Below are 14,700 nucleotides of genomic sequence, written 5' to 3' on the forward strand. Positions count from 1 at the left end.
GGAAGTCTCCTGCTAACTCGACAATGGGTGAGGGCTTGCGCCACGTCCCGCTGTGTGCGGTCCGGTGATCGCGCCATAGCCCGTCCGGGGACGGGCCGTCTTACAGGTTACGTGACGCCCCGGTGCCGGTTGACACCGGGGCTCACGAAGGTGGATCAGCTCTGGTCCGACGCGTGCACCGGCGGGCCGGCCGGGCGGGACGCCGCGCGGCGCGGGCGCCTGCTGGCCGTCCGGGTGGCCGGGGTGGGCACGCTGACCTCCGGAGACGCCTCGGTCGCGTCGTCCGGTCCGGTGGCGGCCGTGGTGGTCGCCACGGGGCCGGCCGGGACGGTGACGGGCTGAGCCGGCTCGGCGGACGTCTGGACGGGCTCCGGCGGCGCCGCGGGCCTGCGGGCGACGCGTCGCGTCCGGGAGCGGGCGGGCTTCGCCTGCTCGCCGGTGGACGGCTGACCGGGGTGCGCCTCGGCCTGGGCCGCGGGCTCGGCCTGCGGCTCGGGCTGAGCCTGCGCCGTGGAGTCGGGCGCGCCCGCGGACTGCTGGGCCGCGGCCTCGGGCCGGGCCTGCGCCGCGGTGCCGGCCTGTGCAGCGGGCTCGGCCTCGGGCTGCGGCTGCGCCTCGGCGCGGGCGTGCGCCGTGGGCTCCGCCGTCTCCCCCGGTCCGGCCTGGGCCGCGGGCTGACCCGCTGTCGCAGGCTGAGCCTGCGCGGCGGTCGCGGCCTGCCCGGTGCGCCGAGCAGCGCTCTCGGGCTCGGTCTCCCGCTCGGGCTGGGGCGCCGTCTCGGGCTGGACCGTCGCGGTCGGCTGGGTCCGGGCCTCGGGCTGGGCCGCCTCGGCTCCTGTCGTCACCTCGGGCTCGGCCGCGGCCTCGCGGCGTGCCCTCGACCCGGACCGGCGCCGGGACGAGGTGGACGGCACGGCGGCCTCGGCGGGGGCCACGTCGGCCGGAGCCGCGCCGTTCTCGGCGCTCGTGTCCGTCTTCTCGCCGCCCTCGGTCTTCGTCGAGGCGATCTTCGCGGCCTTGGCCATCGCCTCGACGGCCGAGATCGTGCTCTCCCGCTGCACCGGCGACGGCTCGGGCGTCTTCTCCGCCTGCGGCTCCTCGGCCTTGGCCCGGCCCCGCGACCGGCGCGAACCACCGCCACCGCCGCCGTGCTGGTGACCGCCGCCGTTGCCGCCGTTGCCCGACTTGACCGGCTCGGTGGAGACGATGACGCCGCGGCCCTTGCAGTGCTCGCACGTCGTGGAGAACGCCTCGAGCAGGCCGGTGCCGATCTTCTTCCGCGTCATCTGCACCAGGCCCAGCGACGTGACCTCGGCGACCTGGTGACGGGTGCGGTCCCGGCCCAGGCACTCGGTCAGCCGCTTGAGCACCAGCTCGCGGTTGGACTCCAGCACCATGTCGATGAAGTCGATCACGATGATGCCGCCGATGTCGCGCAGCCGCAGCTGCCGCACGATCTCCTCGGCCGACTCCAGGTTGTTGCGGGTGACCGTCTCCTCGAGGTTGCCGCCCGAACCGGTGAACTTGCCGGTGTTGACGTCGATCACCGTCATCGCCTCGGTGCGGTCGATGACCAGGTAACCGCCCGAGGGCAGCCACACCTTGCGGTCCAGCGCCTTGGTGAGCTGCTCGTCGATGCGGTGCTCGGCCAGCACGTCACCGGTGCCGACGTAGCGCTTGAGCCGCGGGGTGAGGTCCGGCGCGACGTGCTCGACGTAGGCGCGGATGGTCTCCCACGCGGTGTCGCCCTGGACCTCGAGCGAGACGAAGTCCTCGGTGAACAGGTCGCGGACCACCTTGACCAGCAGGTCCGGCTCCTCGTACAGCATCACCGGGGCGGAGGACTTCTTGCCGGAGGACGCCGCGTCGGCCTTCTCCTTGACGACCTCCCACTGGGCCTTCAGCCGCCGGACGTCGCGCTCCAGCTCCTCCTCGCTGATGCCCTCCGACGCGGTGCGGATGATCACGCCGGCGTCCTCGGGGACGATCCGCTTGAGGATGTCCTTGAGCCGCCGCCGCTCGTTCTCCGGCAGCTTGCGCGAGATGCCCGTGGCGCCGCCCGAGGGCATGTAGACCAGGAAGCGGCCGGGCAGCGAGATCTGGGTGGTCAGCCGGGCGCCCTTGTGCCCGACCGGGTCCTTGGTGACCTGCACCAGCACGTTGTCGCCGGTGGACAGGGCCTGCTCGATCTTGCGGGACTTGCCCTCCAGGCCGGCGGCGTCCCAGTCGACCTCGCCGGCGTAGAGCACGGCGTTGCGGCCGCGGCCGATGTCGACGAACGCGGCCTCCATCGAGGGCAGCACGTTCTGCACGCGGCCCAGGTAGACGTTGCCGACGATCGAGCCGCTGCCCTGGGAGGTCACGAAGTGCTCGACCAGGACACCGTCCTCGAGCACGCCGATCTGGGTGTGCTCGCCGCGCTCGGCGACGACCATGGTGCGCTCGACCGACTCGCGGCGGGCCAGGAACTCGGCCTCGGACAGGATCGGCGCGCGGCGGCGGCCCGCCTCGCGGCCGTCGCGGCGGCGCTGGCGCTTGGCCTCCAGGCGGGTCGAGCCGCGGACGCTGCGCACCCCGTCCGAGCTGCTGCCGTTCTTGTCCTCGGCCTTGGCCTCGCGAACGTGGACGACGGTGTTCGGCGGGTCGTCGGGGGTGGTGGACTCGGCGGCGTCGCCGTCCGAACCCTTCCGGCGGCGACGGCGGCGACGGCGCCGGCTCGAGCCCTCGGTCTCGTCGGTGTCCTCGGACGGCTCGCCCTCGTCGGCGGTGTCCTCGTCCTCGGCCTTGGCGGCCTCCTCGGCCGGCCTGGGCTCCTCGGCCTCGGTGATCTCGCCGGTCTCGGTGGCGTTCTCGTCGCCGCCCTTGCCCCGGCCACGGCCGCGACGGCCCCGGCGGCGGCGACGGCGGCCCGCGCCGTCCTCGCCCTCGTCGGCGTCCTCGTCCGGCTTGGCCTCGGCGACCGGCTCGGCCTTGGGCGCGGGCTCCTCGATGGCACCGGCCTCCGGCGGCAGGAACACCGGAGACGGGGCCGCGAAGACCGGCATGTGCGGCGGGCGCTTCGGCTGCCGCGCGGGCTCGGGCTCGGCGACCGGCTCGGGCGCCGCGGCGGCGGGTGTGGTCTCGGGTTCGGGCTCCGGCGTCGCCTGGGTGGCGGGCTCGGGGGTGGCCGGCGTCTCGACGACCGGCTCGGGCGTGCTCTCCGGGACGGCGTCCTCGGCGGGGGCGACCGCCTCCGGGGCGGCCGCCTGCTCGGCCGCCTGCTCCTCGGCCGGGGCGAGCGCCTCGGCGACCTTGACCGCGACCTCCCGCGGCACGCTCGACTGGGCGCTGCGCGCCGTCTCACCCAGCTCGGTGAGCTTCGCCAGCACGGCCCGGCTGTTGGAGCCGAGCAGCTTCGCCAGGGCGTGCACCCGGACGCGGGGCGGCAACTCGCCCAGCGGGCCGGTTGCGGGTAGGGCGGTGTTCCCGCCGGTGTTCTCGGCGGGTGTGTCCGCGTTCGACATACATCTCCTCCGCCCCCGGGCGCGTCCCAGCCGCTTGGGCTGGCGGACGCGGCCGCACAGGGGCCCTTCCTGTCTGGTCCGCCGGGGTGGTCACCGCCGGCGGGAATCCTGTGCCTCGTCTCGCCCCGACGGTGCCGGGGTCCGGCACCCGCCGATGGCAGGTCCGCTCGGTGACGGGCCGTCCGAGCCGGCGGTTCCCGCCCGCCTGCCTGCTCGTCGAGCCACCCAGGTGGTTCCTGGCGGCGACGACCTGGCGCTCTTCCAGCCTGTCTCCGGACCGCAACCCCCGGACGGACCGCAGGTCGCGGGCGTGTCGGCGGAAGCAGCCAAGCCGAGTATCCCACACGGTGCGTCCGGTGCGGCGTACTCGGTGCCAACACGCGCGTGACCACGGCCGGGCGAACTTGCGCGTCGCGCTTGTCGGCGCCGCGCGGGGTGGCTTAGCGTGCGGCAGGAAGCCGACGGCCCCCGGCCGCTGTTCGCCCTGTTGGAGGTCCCCGTTGCCCGGCTTCGGACGATCACTGGTGGCAGCGGCGTGCGCCGTCCTGGTGATGACGCCGGTCCGGACCGCGGCGGCGGAGCCGGAGCGGGCGTGCGCGGACAGCGGGCGCGACGTGCGCTACCTGGTCGTCTTCGACCGGGACACGCCGTCGGCGGCGGCCCGCGACCAGGTGAGCGCCGCGTGCGGGGACCTGACCGGCTACTACCCGCAGATCGGGGTGGGTGTCGCCACCTCCGGCGACCCGGGTTTCGCGCCGCGGATGGGGCCGGGCCGGGTCTACAGCGCGCAGGACGAGCGGCGGACCGGGCAGCGGTCGGTGCGGCCGGGGCTGCGGGCAACCACGCCGTCGGACGTGCCGGCCGCCGACCGCTCCGGTGAGCAGTGGAACCTGGCCGCGGTGGGCGGTCCCGGCGCCGGCAGCCCGGACGTCGTGGTCGGTGTCCTGGACTCCGGGATCGATCCGGACCACCCCGATCTCGCGGCCGCGGTGGACCGGGACGACTCGGCGGGCTGCGTCGGCGGGGTCGCCGACCCGAACGAGCGCGCGTGGCGGGCCACGACGTCGGGACACGGCACGCACGTCGCCGGGATCATCGCGGCGGCCGACGACGGCCGGGGCATCACCGGGGTGGCGCCGGGGACGCGGGTGGCGTCGGTGAAGGTCATCGACGACCGCGGGCTGGTCACGCCGGAGGCCGTGGTGTGCGGGCTGATGTGGGCGGCCGAGCACCGGATGGCGGTCACCAACAGCAGCTTCGCGATCAACACGTGGGGCCCGTCGTGCACCTGGTCACCGGCGCGCGAGGTGGTGCGCGAAGCGATCAGCCGGGCGGTGGCGTACTCGGCTTCGCGGGGCACGGTGAACGTGGCCGCCGCGACGAACGACGCCGTGGAACTGACGCCGGCGTCCCGAGCGGGCGGATGCGACGCGCTCCCGGCGGCGGTGCGGGACGTGGTGACCGTGTCCGCGGTCGGGCCGGACGAGGTGAAGGCCCGGTACAGCTCGTACGGGCTCGGGGTGGTGGACCTGACCGCGCCAGGCGGCGACGGCGGCTCGTGCGTGCTGTCCACGACGCCCGGCGGGTACGGCGAACTGTGCGGCACGTCGATGGCGGCGCCGCACGTGGCCGGCGCGGCGGCGGTGCTCGCGGCCGAGCGGCCCGGGTCGACGGCCCGGCAGCTGCGACGGGCGCTGGCGGAACGGGCGCGGCCGGTGCCGTGCCCCGCGGACTACGACCTCACCGGGGACGGGCGGCAGGACGCGTTCTGCGCCGGGTACACCGGCTACAACGGGTTCTACGGGCACGGAATGGTGCGCGTCAGCGCCGGCTGACGGTGGCCGCGCCCCGGATGGCCAGGACCGCGCCACCAAGTAGGCGACCTGACCGGCCATGCCGGGCGCAGGGCGACCCGAGGCGACCGCGCGGCAACGGGCGCGGCCAGTGCCACGCCCGGCGGGCTACCCCTCACCCAGCACGGCTCAGCGCAGGAGCAGCCCACTGACTCGGCGAGCTGCGCTCCAGATGCCCAGGACAGCCAGTGCGACGAGGTAGGCGACGTGGCCGACCATGCCGGGGTGCAAGGTGGTCCAGCGCTTCCGCGCGACAGCGGACCGGGTCTCAACGCAGGAGCAGTCCGCTGAGGCGGCGCGCCGCGCCCCAGATGCCGAGGGCCGCCAGCGCCACGAGGTAGGCGACGTGGCCGATCATGCCCGGGTGCAGGGCGCCGACGGCGAGCTCGCGCATCAGCTGGATGCCGTGGTAGAGCGGGGAGCACTGCACGACGACCTGCACCGCGCCGGGGTAGACCGACAGCGGGTAGAACGTGGTGGAGAACAGGAACATCGGGACGACGGCCAGCTGGATGTAGTCGAACTGGGACGTCGAGCGGAGGAAGGTCGCGCAGGTCATGCCGATCGCGGCGAAGGCGAGCGCGATCAGCAGCGCGACCGGGATCAGCAGCAGCGCCCACGGTGAGGTGACCAGGCCCATCACGGCCATCACGGCGAAGAACGCGACCGAGTAGAGGCCGCCGCGCAGGACGGCCCAGGAGATCTCGCCGATCGCGATGTCCAGCGGGCCGATCGGGGTGGCCAGCATCGCGTCGTAGGTCTTGGCGTAGCGGAACTTGAAGAACACGTTGAACGTGCTGTCGAAGATGGCGCCGTTCATGGCGGACGAGGCCAGCAGGGCGGGCGCGACGAACGCGACGTAGCTCATCGGCTGCCCGTCCGGGCCGGTGGCGTCGCCGACGAGCCTGCCGAAGCCGATCTGGAAGGCGACGAGGTAGAAGAGCGGCTCGAGCACGCCGGAGGCGAAGACCAGCCACATGCGCGAGTAGGCGAGGACCGAGCGCTCGACGAGCTTGCTGGCGCGGCCGGCGTACAGGCCGGGCGGCAGGACGCGGAGCAGGAGGCCGCGGCGGTGGGTTCGGGTCAGGGTCGTCATCGGTGCTCTCGCGTCGTTGGGCGGAGTCGGGCGGTGGTCGTCCGGGAAGGCCGCGGCGAAGGTCGAGGCTGGAGGATCACCGGGGCACGGGCCTCCGCTGGGAGGTGGCCGGCCGGCTGCGGCCCCGGCCGGGCGATGAGCCGCGCTGGAGGGATCGCACGGCCGGGAGCCGGACGGCAGCAGGCCGCCCGGGGCTCTCGCGTGGTTCGGGCGGGGGTGGTCCGTGGGGAGCAGGCGCGCATCGTCACACCACCAGGCGCCGGTAGAAGTAACGGCGTGCCAGGAGCGCTCCGACGGTGAACAGGGCCGCCAGGAACGCCAGGTGCCCGAGCGCGGGCAGCCACCCCAGGCCGCCCAGCGTCACGCCGCGGGCCAGTTCGTTTCCGTGCCACAGCGGGGATATCCACGCCAGCCAGCGCAGCGCCGGCGGGATCTGCTCGATCGGGAAGAACGTGCCCGCGAACAACGTCATCGGCATCACCACGAACCGGAACACGGCGTTGAACCGGACGCCCTCGTCGTAGGTCGTCGCCGCCAGGGCTGTCACCGGGGCCGCGCACGCCAGGCCGGTGACCGCGCCGACGAGCACCACCAGCACCGCGCCCGCGTTCAGCCACGCCCCGAACGGCACCGCGATCACCGCGTACACCGCGCCGGCCAGCAGCAGCCTCAGCGTCACCCAGATCAGGTGCCCGCCCAGCACCTGCCCCGGCGTGACCGGCGTGGCCGTGACGGCCAGGTAGTCCTTCTGCCACTTGAACCCGGACAGCACCGGGTACGTCGACTCCCCCACCGCGTTCTGCAGCGCCGCCGACACCAGCAGCGCGGGCGCGATGTAGTGCACATAGGACAGTCCGCCGGTGGCCGGACCGGCCTGCACCTGCGATCCGAAGCCCAGCCCCATCGCCAGCAGGAACAGCAGCGGTTGCAGGCCGGTCGAGTACACATTGGACTTCCAGTACCGGCGGTACCACGCCCAGTATCCCTCGACGCGAAGCCACGCGCCCTGCCACGCCGGCACCACCCGGCCCGTCGACGAAATGCTCATCAGTCCACCAGCGTCCGTCCGGTCAGGCGCAGGAACACGTCCTCCAGCGAGCTCCGCCGCACCAGCGACGCCAGCGGCCGCACGCCCCGCTGGTGCACCTGCTCCAGCGCCGCCTCCCCGGCCGCGGTGTAGAGCAGCAGCCGATCGGGCAGCACCTCGACGCGGTCGGCCAGATCCGCCACGCGATCCGCCGGCACCTCCTCCCCCGGCGCGAACCGCAGCTCCACCACCTCGCGCGTGGAGTAGCGCCGGATCAGCTCGGTCGGCGACCCCTCGGCCACGATCCGCCCGCCGTCCATGACCACGAGCCGGTCGCACAGCTGCTCGGCCTCGTCCATGTAGTGCGTGGTGATGATGAGCGTGACGCCTTGCGCCTTGAGCCGGAACAGCCTGTCCCACAACAGGTGCCGCGCCTGGGGATCGAGACCGGTGGTCGGCTCGTCGAGCAGCAGCAGTTCCGGATCGTTGACCAGCGCGCGGGCGATGGTCAGCCGCCGTTTCATGCCGCCGGACAGCGGCTCGACCTCGTCCTCGGCCCGGTCGGAGAGCTGGGCGAACTCCATCAGCTCGACCGCCTTGCGCCGCACGTGCGCCCGGGACAGCCCGAAGTAGCGGCCGTACACCTGCAGGTTCTGCCGCACGGTCAGCTCGTTGTCGAGGTTGTCCTGCTGCGGCACCACCCCGAGCCGGGCGCGGATGCGCGGGCCGTCGACGTTCGGATCCATGCCGAGCACCGTCAGATCGCCGTCGGAGCGCGGGGACACCGACGCGATCATCCGCATCGTCGACGACTTGCCGGCACCGTTGGGCCCGAGGAAGCCGAACGCCTCCCCGCGCCGGACCTCGACGTCGATCCCCCGCACCGCCTCGAAGTCGCCGAAGCGCTTCACCAGTGCCTTGGCCTGCACCATGCTCGGTTCGTCCACACCCAGCACAGTACGACCGACCACCGACAGTTTTCGATCGCTTTACGACGCGGCCAGCTCCCGCGTCAGCGCGGACGCGGCGGTGCGCACCGCGGGCGCCAGCCGTTCCACGTCGAGGCGCTCGGCGCTGCCGGTGATCGACACGGCGGCGATCAGCCGTCGCCGCCGGTCGTACACCGGCGCGGCCACCGCGGCGACCCCGACCTCGGCTTCCTCGTGGTTGACCCCGTACCCGCGCTCCACGGCGCGGTCCAGATCGCGGCGCAACAGCCCCGGCGCGACGATCGTGCGCGGCGTCTTGCGCGCCAGCCCGGCCGCGGTCACGCGGCGGAAGTACTCCGGCGGTCCGAGGGCGAGGAACACCTTGCCGGTCGCGGTGCAGTGGACCGGCATCCGGCCGCCGACGCGCGATCCGATGCGCGTCGAGCGGTGGCCGGTGACCTTCTCCAGGAACAGCGTGTGCCCGCCGTCCGGCACCGCGAGGTGGATGTTCTCGTGCGTGGCCTCGTACAGGTCCTGGAGGTACGGCAGGGCCGCTTCGCGCAGTTCACGGCGCCGCGGCACGCGCTGGCCGAGTTCGAACAGCTTCATGCTCAGCCGGTAGCCGGCGCCGACGCGTTCCAGCCCGCCCCAGCGGACGAGTTCGGCGGCCAGCCGGTGCGCGGTGGCCTTCGGCAGGCCGGTGCGGGCGGACAGTTCGGCCAGGGAGAGAGACGCGTCGGCGGGTTCGAACGCGTCCAGCAGCATCAGGCCGCGCGCCAGCACCGACTTCGGGACATCGCCTTCGTTGGCGGGCATCCGGAGATGGTAAATCCCCGGAGGGGCTTCCGGTAAGGATCAACCCCACCGGAAGCCCCCGCCGTCACTCACAGGTCGGGGAACCAGAGCTTCAGCTCGCGCTCGGCCGACTCCGGCGAGTCCGAACCGTGCACCAGGTTGAACTGGGTCTCCAGGCCGTAGTCCCCGCGCAGCGTGCCGGGGGTGGCCTTCTCCACCGGGTCGGTGCCGCCGGCGAGCTGGCGGAAGGCCGCGATGGCCCGCACGCCCTCGACCGCGATCGCGACGACCGGGCCGGAGGTGATGAACTCCAGCAGGTCACCGAAGAACGGCTTGTCCTTGTGCTCGGCGTAGTGCTCCTCGGCGACCGAACGCTCGACGGTGCGCAGCTCCAGCGCGGCCAGCTTCAGCCCCTTGCGCTCGATGCGCGAGATGACCTCGCCGACGAGGCCGCGCTGTACGCCGTCGGGCTTGACCAGAACCAGCGTGCGTTCACTCACGACTGTGTTTCTCCTTCATCACGTGCACGATTGCCCGAAGCCTACTGGCCTGGTCAGCGCTGCGGTTCCAGGGTGGTCGACCACAGCGAGGCGCCCGTGCCGTCGCGAAGATCGACACGCAGTCCCCCGGAACCGCCGTCGATGTTGATTTCGCCGAAATGCTGGAAACCGGCCATCGGCGAGGTGTTCGCGGCGGGCGGGGCGTGCACGAAAACGGCCTGCGGGCCGAAAGTCGGATCGAGCGTGTTCGGGCCGAACGCGCCGGCGTGCAGCGGGCCGGAAACGAATTCCCAGAACGGGTCGAAATCTCCCACGGCGGCGCGGTCCGGCGAATAGTGGTGCGCCGCGGTGTAGTGCACGTCCGCGGTGAGCCACACGGTGTTGCGCACCTTCCGCTTCGCCAGCTCACGCAGCACCCACGCGATCTCGCTCTCGCGGCCGGCGGGCGCGCCGGGCAGGTTGTTCGCCACGCCCTCGATGCCGGTCGAGCCGTCCAGCACGGCGAGCCCGATCGGCAGGTCGGCCTGCACGATCTTCCACGTCGCGCGGCTGCGGGACAGGCCGTCGACGAGCCACTTCGCCTGCTTCTCGCCGAGGATCTGACCGGGCTTACGCGGATCGGAGGTGTTCGCGTCCTTGTAGGTGCGCATGTCCAGCACGAACACCTCCAGCCGCGAACCGTAGGTGAAGCTGCGGTACACGCGGCCGTCCACGGCGCGCTTCGGGTCGATCGGCTGCCATTCGTGGAAGGCCTGGAACGCCCGCGCCGCGAGCACGTCGACGCGCTTTTCGGTGTACTGCGGCAAGTCCAGGATCTCGCCGGGGTACCAGTTGTTGGTCACCTCGTGGTCGTCCCACTGGACGTAGCTGGGGACGGCGGCGGTGAACGCGCGCACATTTTCGTCGAGCATGTTGTAGGCGAACTGCCCGCGGTACTCGTCGAGCGTCTCGGCGACCTTCGTCTTTTCCGGGGTGACGATGTTGCGCCACACGCGGCCGTCGGGCAGCGTCACCGTCTCGGTGAGCGGGCCGTCGGCGTAGACCGTGTCGCCGCTGTGCAGGAACAGGTCCGGATTGCGGGCGAGCATCGCGGCGTAGGCGGTCATGCCGCCGATGTCGGGGTTGATGCCCCAGCCCTGACCCGCCACGTCGCCGGACCACGTCAGTCGGACGTCGCTGCGGCCCACGGGCGCGGTCTTGAAGGTGCCGGTCAGCGGCTCGCTGCTCGCCCGGCCGTCGAGCGATTCGGCGGTGACGCGGTAGTGCAGCTCGGTGCCCGGCGCGAGCGAGGAGATCCGCAGTTTGCCGGTGCCGCCGGTGTCCGGGGTCAGCAGCGGGCCGCGGACGGTCCGGGCGTGCCGGAAGGACGGGTCGCGGGATACTTCGACGATCATCCGGGACGGCCGGTCGGCACGGGTCCAGACCAGTGCCGAGTCCGGAGTCACGTCGCCGGACTGGATGCCGTGCGTCAGCACCGGGCGGTCCTTGCGGACGAGGGCCGCGCCGGCGAGGGGGCTGCCCAGGACCCCGGCGGCGAGGACACCGGCGCCGACGAGGCCGGTTCGGAGGGCGGAGCGGCGAGTCTGTTCGGTCATGCCGGAGTTCTATGCGGGCCCGGGGGCCGACGGGCCAACTCCGGCTGTCCGGACGGTGAACTCACGCGGTGGCGCGCTGACGGCCATCCGCCGTGCGCAGACCGTAACCGAAGACGCGGTCCACCGCGATGTGCGCCAGCCAGGCCAGGCCGAGGGTGAAGGCGGCGGGGCTCGTCACGAAGGTGCAGACCGCCAGCAGTACCGCCGGCCCCGCCCAGTGGTGCGCCGCGTTGTAGAACGGCACGACCCGCCGCGGCAGCACACCGCGCTCGACCTGCTCGGCACCGATGCCGGTGAGGAACGTCAGGTCCGGCCCGATCAGCCCGAGCAGCAGGGCCCCGACCGTCCAGCCGCCGTGCTTGACGACCTCGAACACGGCGAACGCGAGCAGGAACACCGCGGCGACGGCCCAGGCGATGCGCTTCATGGGAACACTCCTCCGAGATCAGTTGTCCATTTCGAGAGCAGTGCTCTCACGAAGACCAGCGTGACTCAGCGGAGCACCCTTGTCAAGAGCACCGCTCTCGGTTCGGATCGCTGCTACTGCTGCTGGCTGGGCAGACGGCCCTCGGCCATGCGGCGCGCCACGTCGTTGCGCAGCCACAGCGCCCACAGCCAGAACGCCAGGAACAGCAGGCCGATGATGCCGATCGCCACCTGGTCGACGAAGTACGCGACCAGCGCGACCTGCAGGACCAGGATGGCCGGCACCGCCCAGCGCCGCTTGAGCACGCCGCACAGCAGCACGTGCAGGACGGCGATCACGATGACGCCCCAGCCGGCGAGGGTGCCCACGCCGCCGCCCAGGTTGGCGATCACCGGCAGCGCCAGGCCGACCGTGATGGCCTCGCAGATCAGGGTGCCCGCCATCACGCCGCGGAACGACTTCATCGGGTCCTTCGCCGGGGGCCGGACCGTCTTCTCCTCGCTCACGCGGGCTCCTTCCCGAACAACGTCCGCGCGTCCCCGACGGTGACGACCGAACCCGTGATCAGCACCCCGCCGCCGGCCAGCGGCTCGCCGCCGTCGCTCTCCTCGACCAGCGCTACCGCGGTCTCCACCGCCGCGTCCAGGCTGGGTTCGGCGACCACCCGGTCCTCCCCGAAGACCGCCAGGGCCAGCTCGTTCAGCTCGTCCAGCGGCATCGCGCGTGGCGAGCTGTTCTTGGTGACCACCACGTCGGACACGACGGGCTCGAGCGCCTCCAGCACCCCGCGCACGTCCTTGTCCTCGAGCACGCCGATCACCGCGGTGAGCCTGCGGAACGCGAACTCCTCCTCGATCGCGGTGGCCAGCGCCCGCGCGCCGTGCGGGTTGTGGGCCGCGTCGAGCAGCACGGTCGGCGCGGCGCGGACCGGCTCCAGGCGGCCGGGGTTCTCCACCGCCGCGAACGCCTCGCGCACGGCGTCGAGGTCCAGCCGCCGGTCCTTGCCCGCGCCGAAGAACGCCTCGACCGCGGCCAGCGCCAGCAGCGCGTTGTTCGCCTGGTGGGCGCCGTGCAGGGGCAGGAAGATCTCGTCGTAGACGCCGCCGAGGCCCTGCAGGCTCAGCATCTGACCGCCGACCGCGATCTCGCGCCGCAGCACGCCGAACTCGCTGCCCGCGCGGGCGACGGTGGCGTCCACTTCGACGGTGCGCTCCAGCAGGACGCGCTGCGCCTCGGGCTCCTGCTCGGCGAGGATCGCGACGCTGCCCGGCTTGATGATCCCGGCCTTCTCGCCCGCGATCTTGCCCAGGTCGTCGCCCAGGTAGTCGGTGTGGTCGAGGCCGATCGGGGTGATGACGGCGACCTGGCCGTCGGCGACGTTGGTGGCGTCCCAGGTGCCGCCCATGCCGGTCTCGACGACTGCGGCGTCGACCGGGGCGTCGGCGAACGCGGCGAACGCCATGCCGGTGAGCACCTCGAACTTGCTCATCTTCGGGCCGCCCGCGTTGTCCACCATGCCGATGTAGGGCTGGATGTCGCGGTAGATGTCGACGTACTTCGACGCGGCGATCGGGGCGCCGTCGACCGCGATCCGCTCGGTGACCAGCTGCAGGTGCGGGCTGGTGTAGCGGCCGACGCGCAGGCCGAGCCGGGACAGCAGCGCATCGATCATGCGGGTGACCGAGCCCTTGCCGTTGGTGCCGGCCACGTGGATGACGGGGTAGGTCTTCTGCGGGTCGCCCAGCACGGTCATCAGCGCGGCGATGCGGTCGAGCGAGGGCTCGATCTTCGTCTCCGGCCAGCGCTGGTTCAGCTCGGCCTCGACCCGCAGCAGCTCGCGGCGGGCCTGACGCTCGATCTCCTCGAGGTCGACCGGGTCGATCTCGGCCGGGTCGTCGGGCAGGGGCCCGGCGACGAAGTTGCCACCGCTGGACAGCTCCGCCGGGTACTCCTCGTCCTCGCCCGATGTCACGCGTTCTCCCTTTTCGGCCGGGGGTTGACTACCCCGCCGAGTCTACTTTCGCGGGTCCTGGCAGGTTGGGCTGCATGCCGTTCGACCACAACCACGCCTACCACCGGTTGCTGCTGCGGCAGGTCCCCGCCGGGGCGCGCATGGCGCTCGACGTGGGCTGCGGCGCCGGGCGCTTCGCCCGCAGGCTCACCGCGGCCGGGCTGACGGTGGAGGGCATCGACCCGTCCGGCGAGATGATCGCGGCCGCGCGGGCGCTGGGGCCGGAGACCATCACCTACCGGCACGAGGACGTCACGACGGCGGAGCTGGGGCGCTACGACTTCGTCTCGTGCCTGGCGTCGCTGCACCACATGCCGTTCGAGACCGTGACGAAGCTGCGTGCGGCGCTGAACCCGGGCGGGGTCCTGGCGGTGCTCGGCCTGGCCAAGCCGCGCTCGGCCGCCGACTGGGTGAAGTGGGGCCTGCTCGCGCCGCCGGTCAACCTGGCGGCCAGGCTGGTGGTCGCCGCCGGGGACCGGCTCAACGGCGGCCCGGACCCGGTCGCGACGGCGCCCGTCAAGGACTGGGACACCACGATGACCCAGGTGCGCCGCGACTCGGCGCGGCTGCTGCCCGGATCGAGCGTGCGGCCGCTGCTGTTCTTCCGCTACCTGCTGCTCTACCGGGCCTGACGGGCGGCGATCCGGGCGCGCACCTCGGGCCGCCGCAGCGGGGGCACCGTCGCCGGGGGCTGGCGGCGCGCGGGCAGCTCGCCGAGCAGCCGCGTGGTGATCTCGGCGATCTCCGCGACGGCCCGTTCGAACGGTTCGCGCGTGGCGTCGGACAGGGTCTGCACCCCGCTCACCTTGCGCACGTACTGGCGCGCGGCGGCCTCGATCTCCTCCGCCGTCGCCGACGGCTCCAGCCCGCGGAGCACGGTGATGTTTCGGCACATGTGGCCGAGACTACGCGCGCCGCGCTCTCGACGGGGTCACACTGATCGGGCAAGCTCTCGGGAAAGTCC

The 14,700-nt window shown here is 73.0% G+C and carries 13 protein-coding genes; 2 read left to right on the top strand and 11 right to left on the bottom strand.

Annotated features, from left to right (window positions below):
• Positions 1 to 155: 155 nt before the first annotated feature.
• Complete coding sequence (locus IE290_RS14225; RefSeq protein ID WP_191244998.1) at positions 156 to 3,503, bottom strand: ribonuclease E/G; 3,348 nt, start codon at positions 3,501 to 3,503, stop codon at positions 156 to 158.
• A 524-nt stretch (positions 3,504 to 4,027) separates the two neighbouring features.
• Between IE290_RS14225 and IE290_RS14230 the strand changes: the two genes are divergently transcribed.
• Entirely contained in the window at positions 4,028 to 5,338 is a 1,311-nt protein-coding gene (locus IE290_RS14230) for a S8 family peptidase (RefSeq protein ID WP_229874470.1), read from the top strand.
• A 286-nt stretch (positions 5,339 to 5,624) separates the two neighbouring features.
• Here the strand turns inward: IE290_RS14230 and IE290_RS14235 are convergent, their stop codons facing one another.
• The 9 genes from IE290_RS14235 to folC all read right to left on the bottom strand — a co-directional run bounded on the left by IE290_RS14235 (position 5,625) and on the right by folC (position 13,697).
• Positions 5,625 to 6,452: an ABC transporter permease gene (locus tag IE290_RS14235; RefSeq protein ID WP_191244999.1), complete on the bottom strand. Its 828-nt coding sequence runs from the start codon at positions 6,450 to 6,452 to the stop codon at positions 5,625 to 5,627.
• Between the two features lie 244 nt (positions 6,453 to 6,696).
• Positions 6,697 to 7,500, bottom strand: coding sequence for an ABC transporter permease (locus IE290_RS14240; protein WP_191245000.1), 804 nt, complete (start codon positions 7,498 to 7,500; stop codon positions 6,697 to 6,699).
• Positions 7,500 to 8,411, bottom strand: coding sequence for an ABC transporter ATP-binding protein (locus IE290_RS14245; protein WP_191245175.1), 912 nt, complete (start codon positions 8,409 to 8,411; stop codon positions 7,500 to 7,502). Before IE290_RS14245 ends, IE290_RS14240 begins: the two co-directional genes overlap by 1 nt.
• 57 nt (positions 8,412 to 8,468) lie before the next feature.
• The gene (locus IE290_RS14250; protein ID WP_191245001.1) at positions 8,469 to 9,224 is read right to left on the bottom strand and encodes an IclR family transcriptional regulator; all 756 of its coding nucleotides are present in this window, start codon (positions 9,222 to 9,224) and stop codon (positions 8,469 to 8,471) included.
• 68 nt (positions 9,225 to 9,292) lie between these two features.
• Positions 9,293 to 9,703, bottom strand: coding sequence for a nucleoside-diphosphate kinase (ndk, locus tag IE290_RS14255; protein WP_017987723.1), 411 nt, complete (start codon positions 9,701 to 9,703; stop codon positions 9,293 to 9,295).
• 53 nt (positions 9,704 to 9,756) lie between these two features.
• Positions 9,757 to 11,298 carry an alkaline phosphatase D family protein gene (locus tag IE290_RS14260; protein ID WP_191245002.1) on the bottom strand — a complete coding sequence of 514 codons (1,542 nt, stop codon included), beginning with the start codon at positions 11,296 to 11,298 and terminating at the stop codon, positions 9,757 to 9,759.
• A gap of 61 nt (positions 11,299 to 11,359) precedes the next feature.
• Positions 11,360 to 11,725, bottom strand: coding sequence for a DUF4260 family protein (locus IE290_RS14265; protein ID WP_191245003.1), 366 nt, complete (start codon positions 11,723 to 11,725; stop codon positions 11,360 to 11,362).
• 113 nt (positions 11,726 to 11,838) lie between these two features.
• Positions 11,839 to 12,231 carry a DUF4233 domain-containing protein gene (locus IE290_RS14270; RefSeq protein WP_229874471.1) on the bottom strand — a complete coding sequence of 131 codons (393 nt, stop codon included), beginning with the start codon at positions 12,229 to 12,231 and terminating at the stop codon, positions 11,839 to 11,841.
• Positions 12,228 to 13,697, bottom strand: a complete 1,470-nt coding sequence (folC, locus tag IE290_RS14275) for a bifunctional tetrahydrofolate synthase/dihydrofolate synthase (protein WP_191245004.1) — start codon at positions 13,695 to 13,697, stop codon at positions 12,228 to 12,230. Before folC ends, IE290_RS14270 begins: the two co-directional genes overlap by 4 nt.
• A gap of 74 nt (positions 13,698 to 13,771) precedes the next feature.
• On the opposite strand from folC, the gene IE290_RS14280 reads away from it, so the two are divergent.
• Positions 13,772 to 14,368, top strand: coding sequence for a class I SAM-dependent methyltransferase (locus IE290_RS14280; protein WP_191245005.1), 597 nt, complete (start codon positions 13,772 to 13,774; stop codon positions 14,366 to 14,368).
• Here IE290_RS14280 and IE290_RS14285 read toward each other — a convergent pair.
• Complete coding sequence (locus tag IE290_RS14285) at positions 14,356 to 14,631, bottom strand: DUF2277 domain-containing protein (protein WP_094007741.1); 276 nt, start codon at positions 14,629 to 14,631, stop codon at positions 14,356 to 14,358. The two genes, IE290_RS14280 and IE290_RS14285, sit on opposite strands and share 13 nt — an antisense overlap.
• Positions 14,632 to 14,700 lie beyond the last annotated feature (69 nt).

It is taken from the genome of Amycolatopsis deserti (assembly GCF_014653945.1).
GTDB classification, from domain to species: domain Bacteria; phylum Actinomycetota; class Actinomycetes; order Mycobacteriales; family Pseudonocardiaceae; genus Amycolatopsis_E; species Amycolatopsis_E deserti.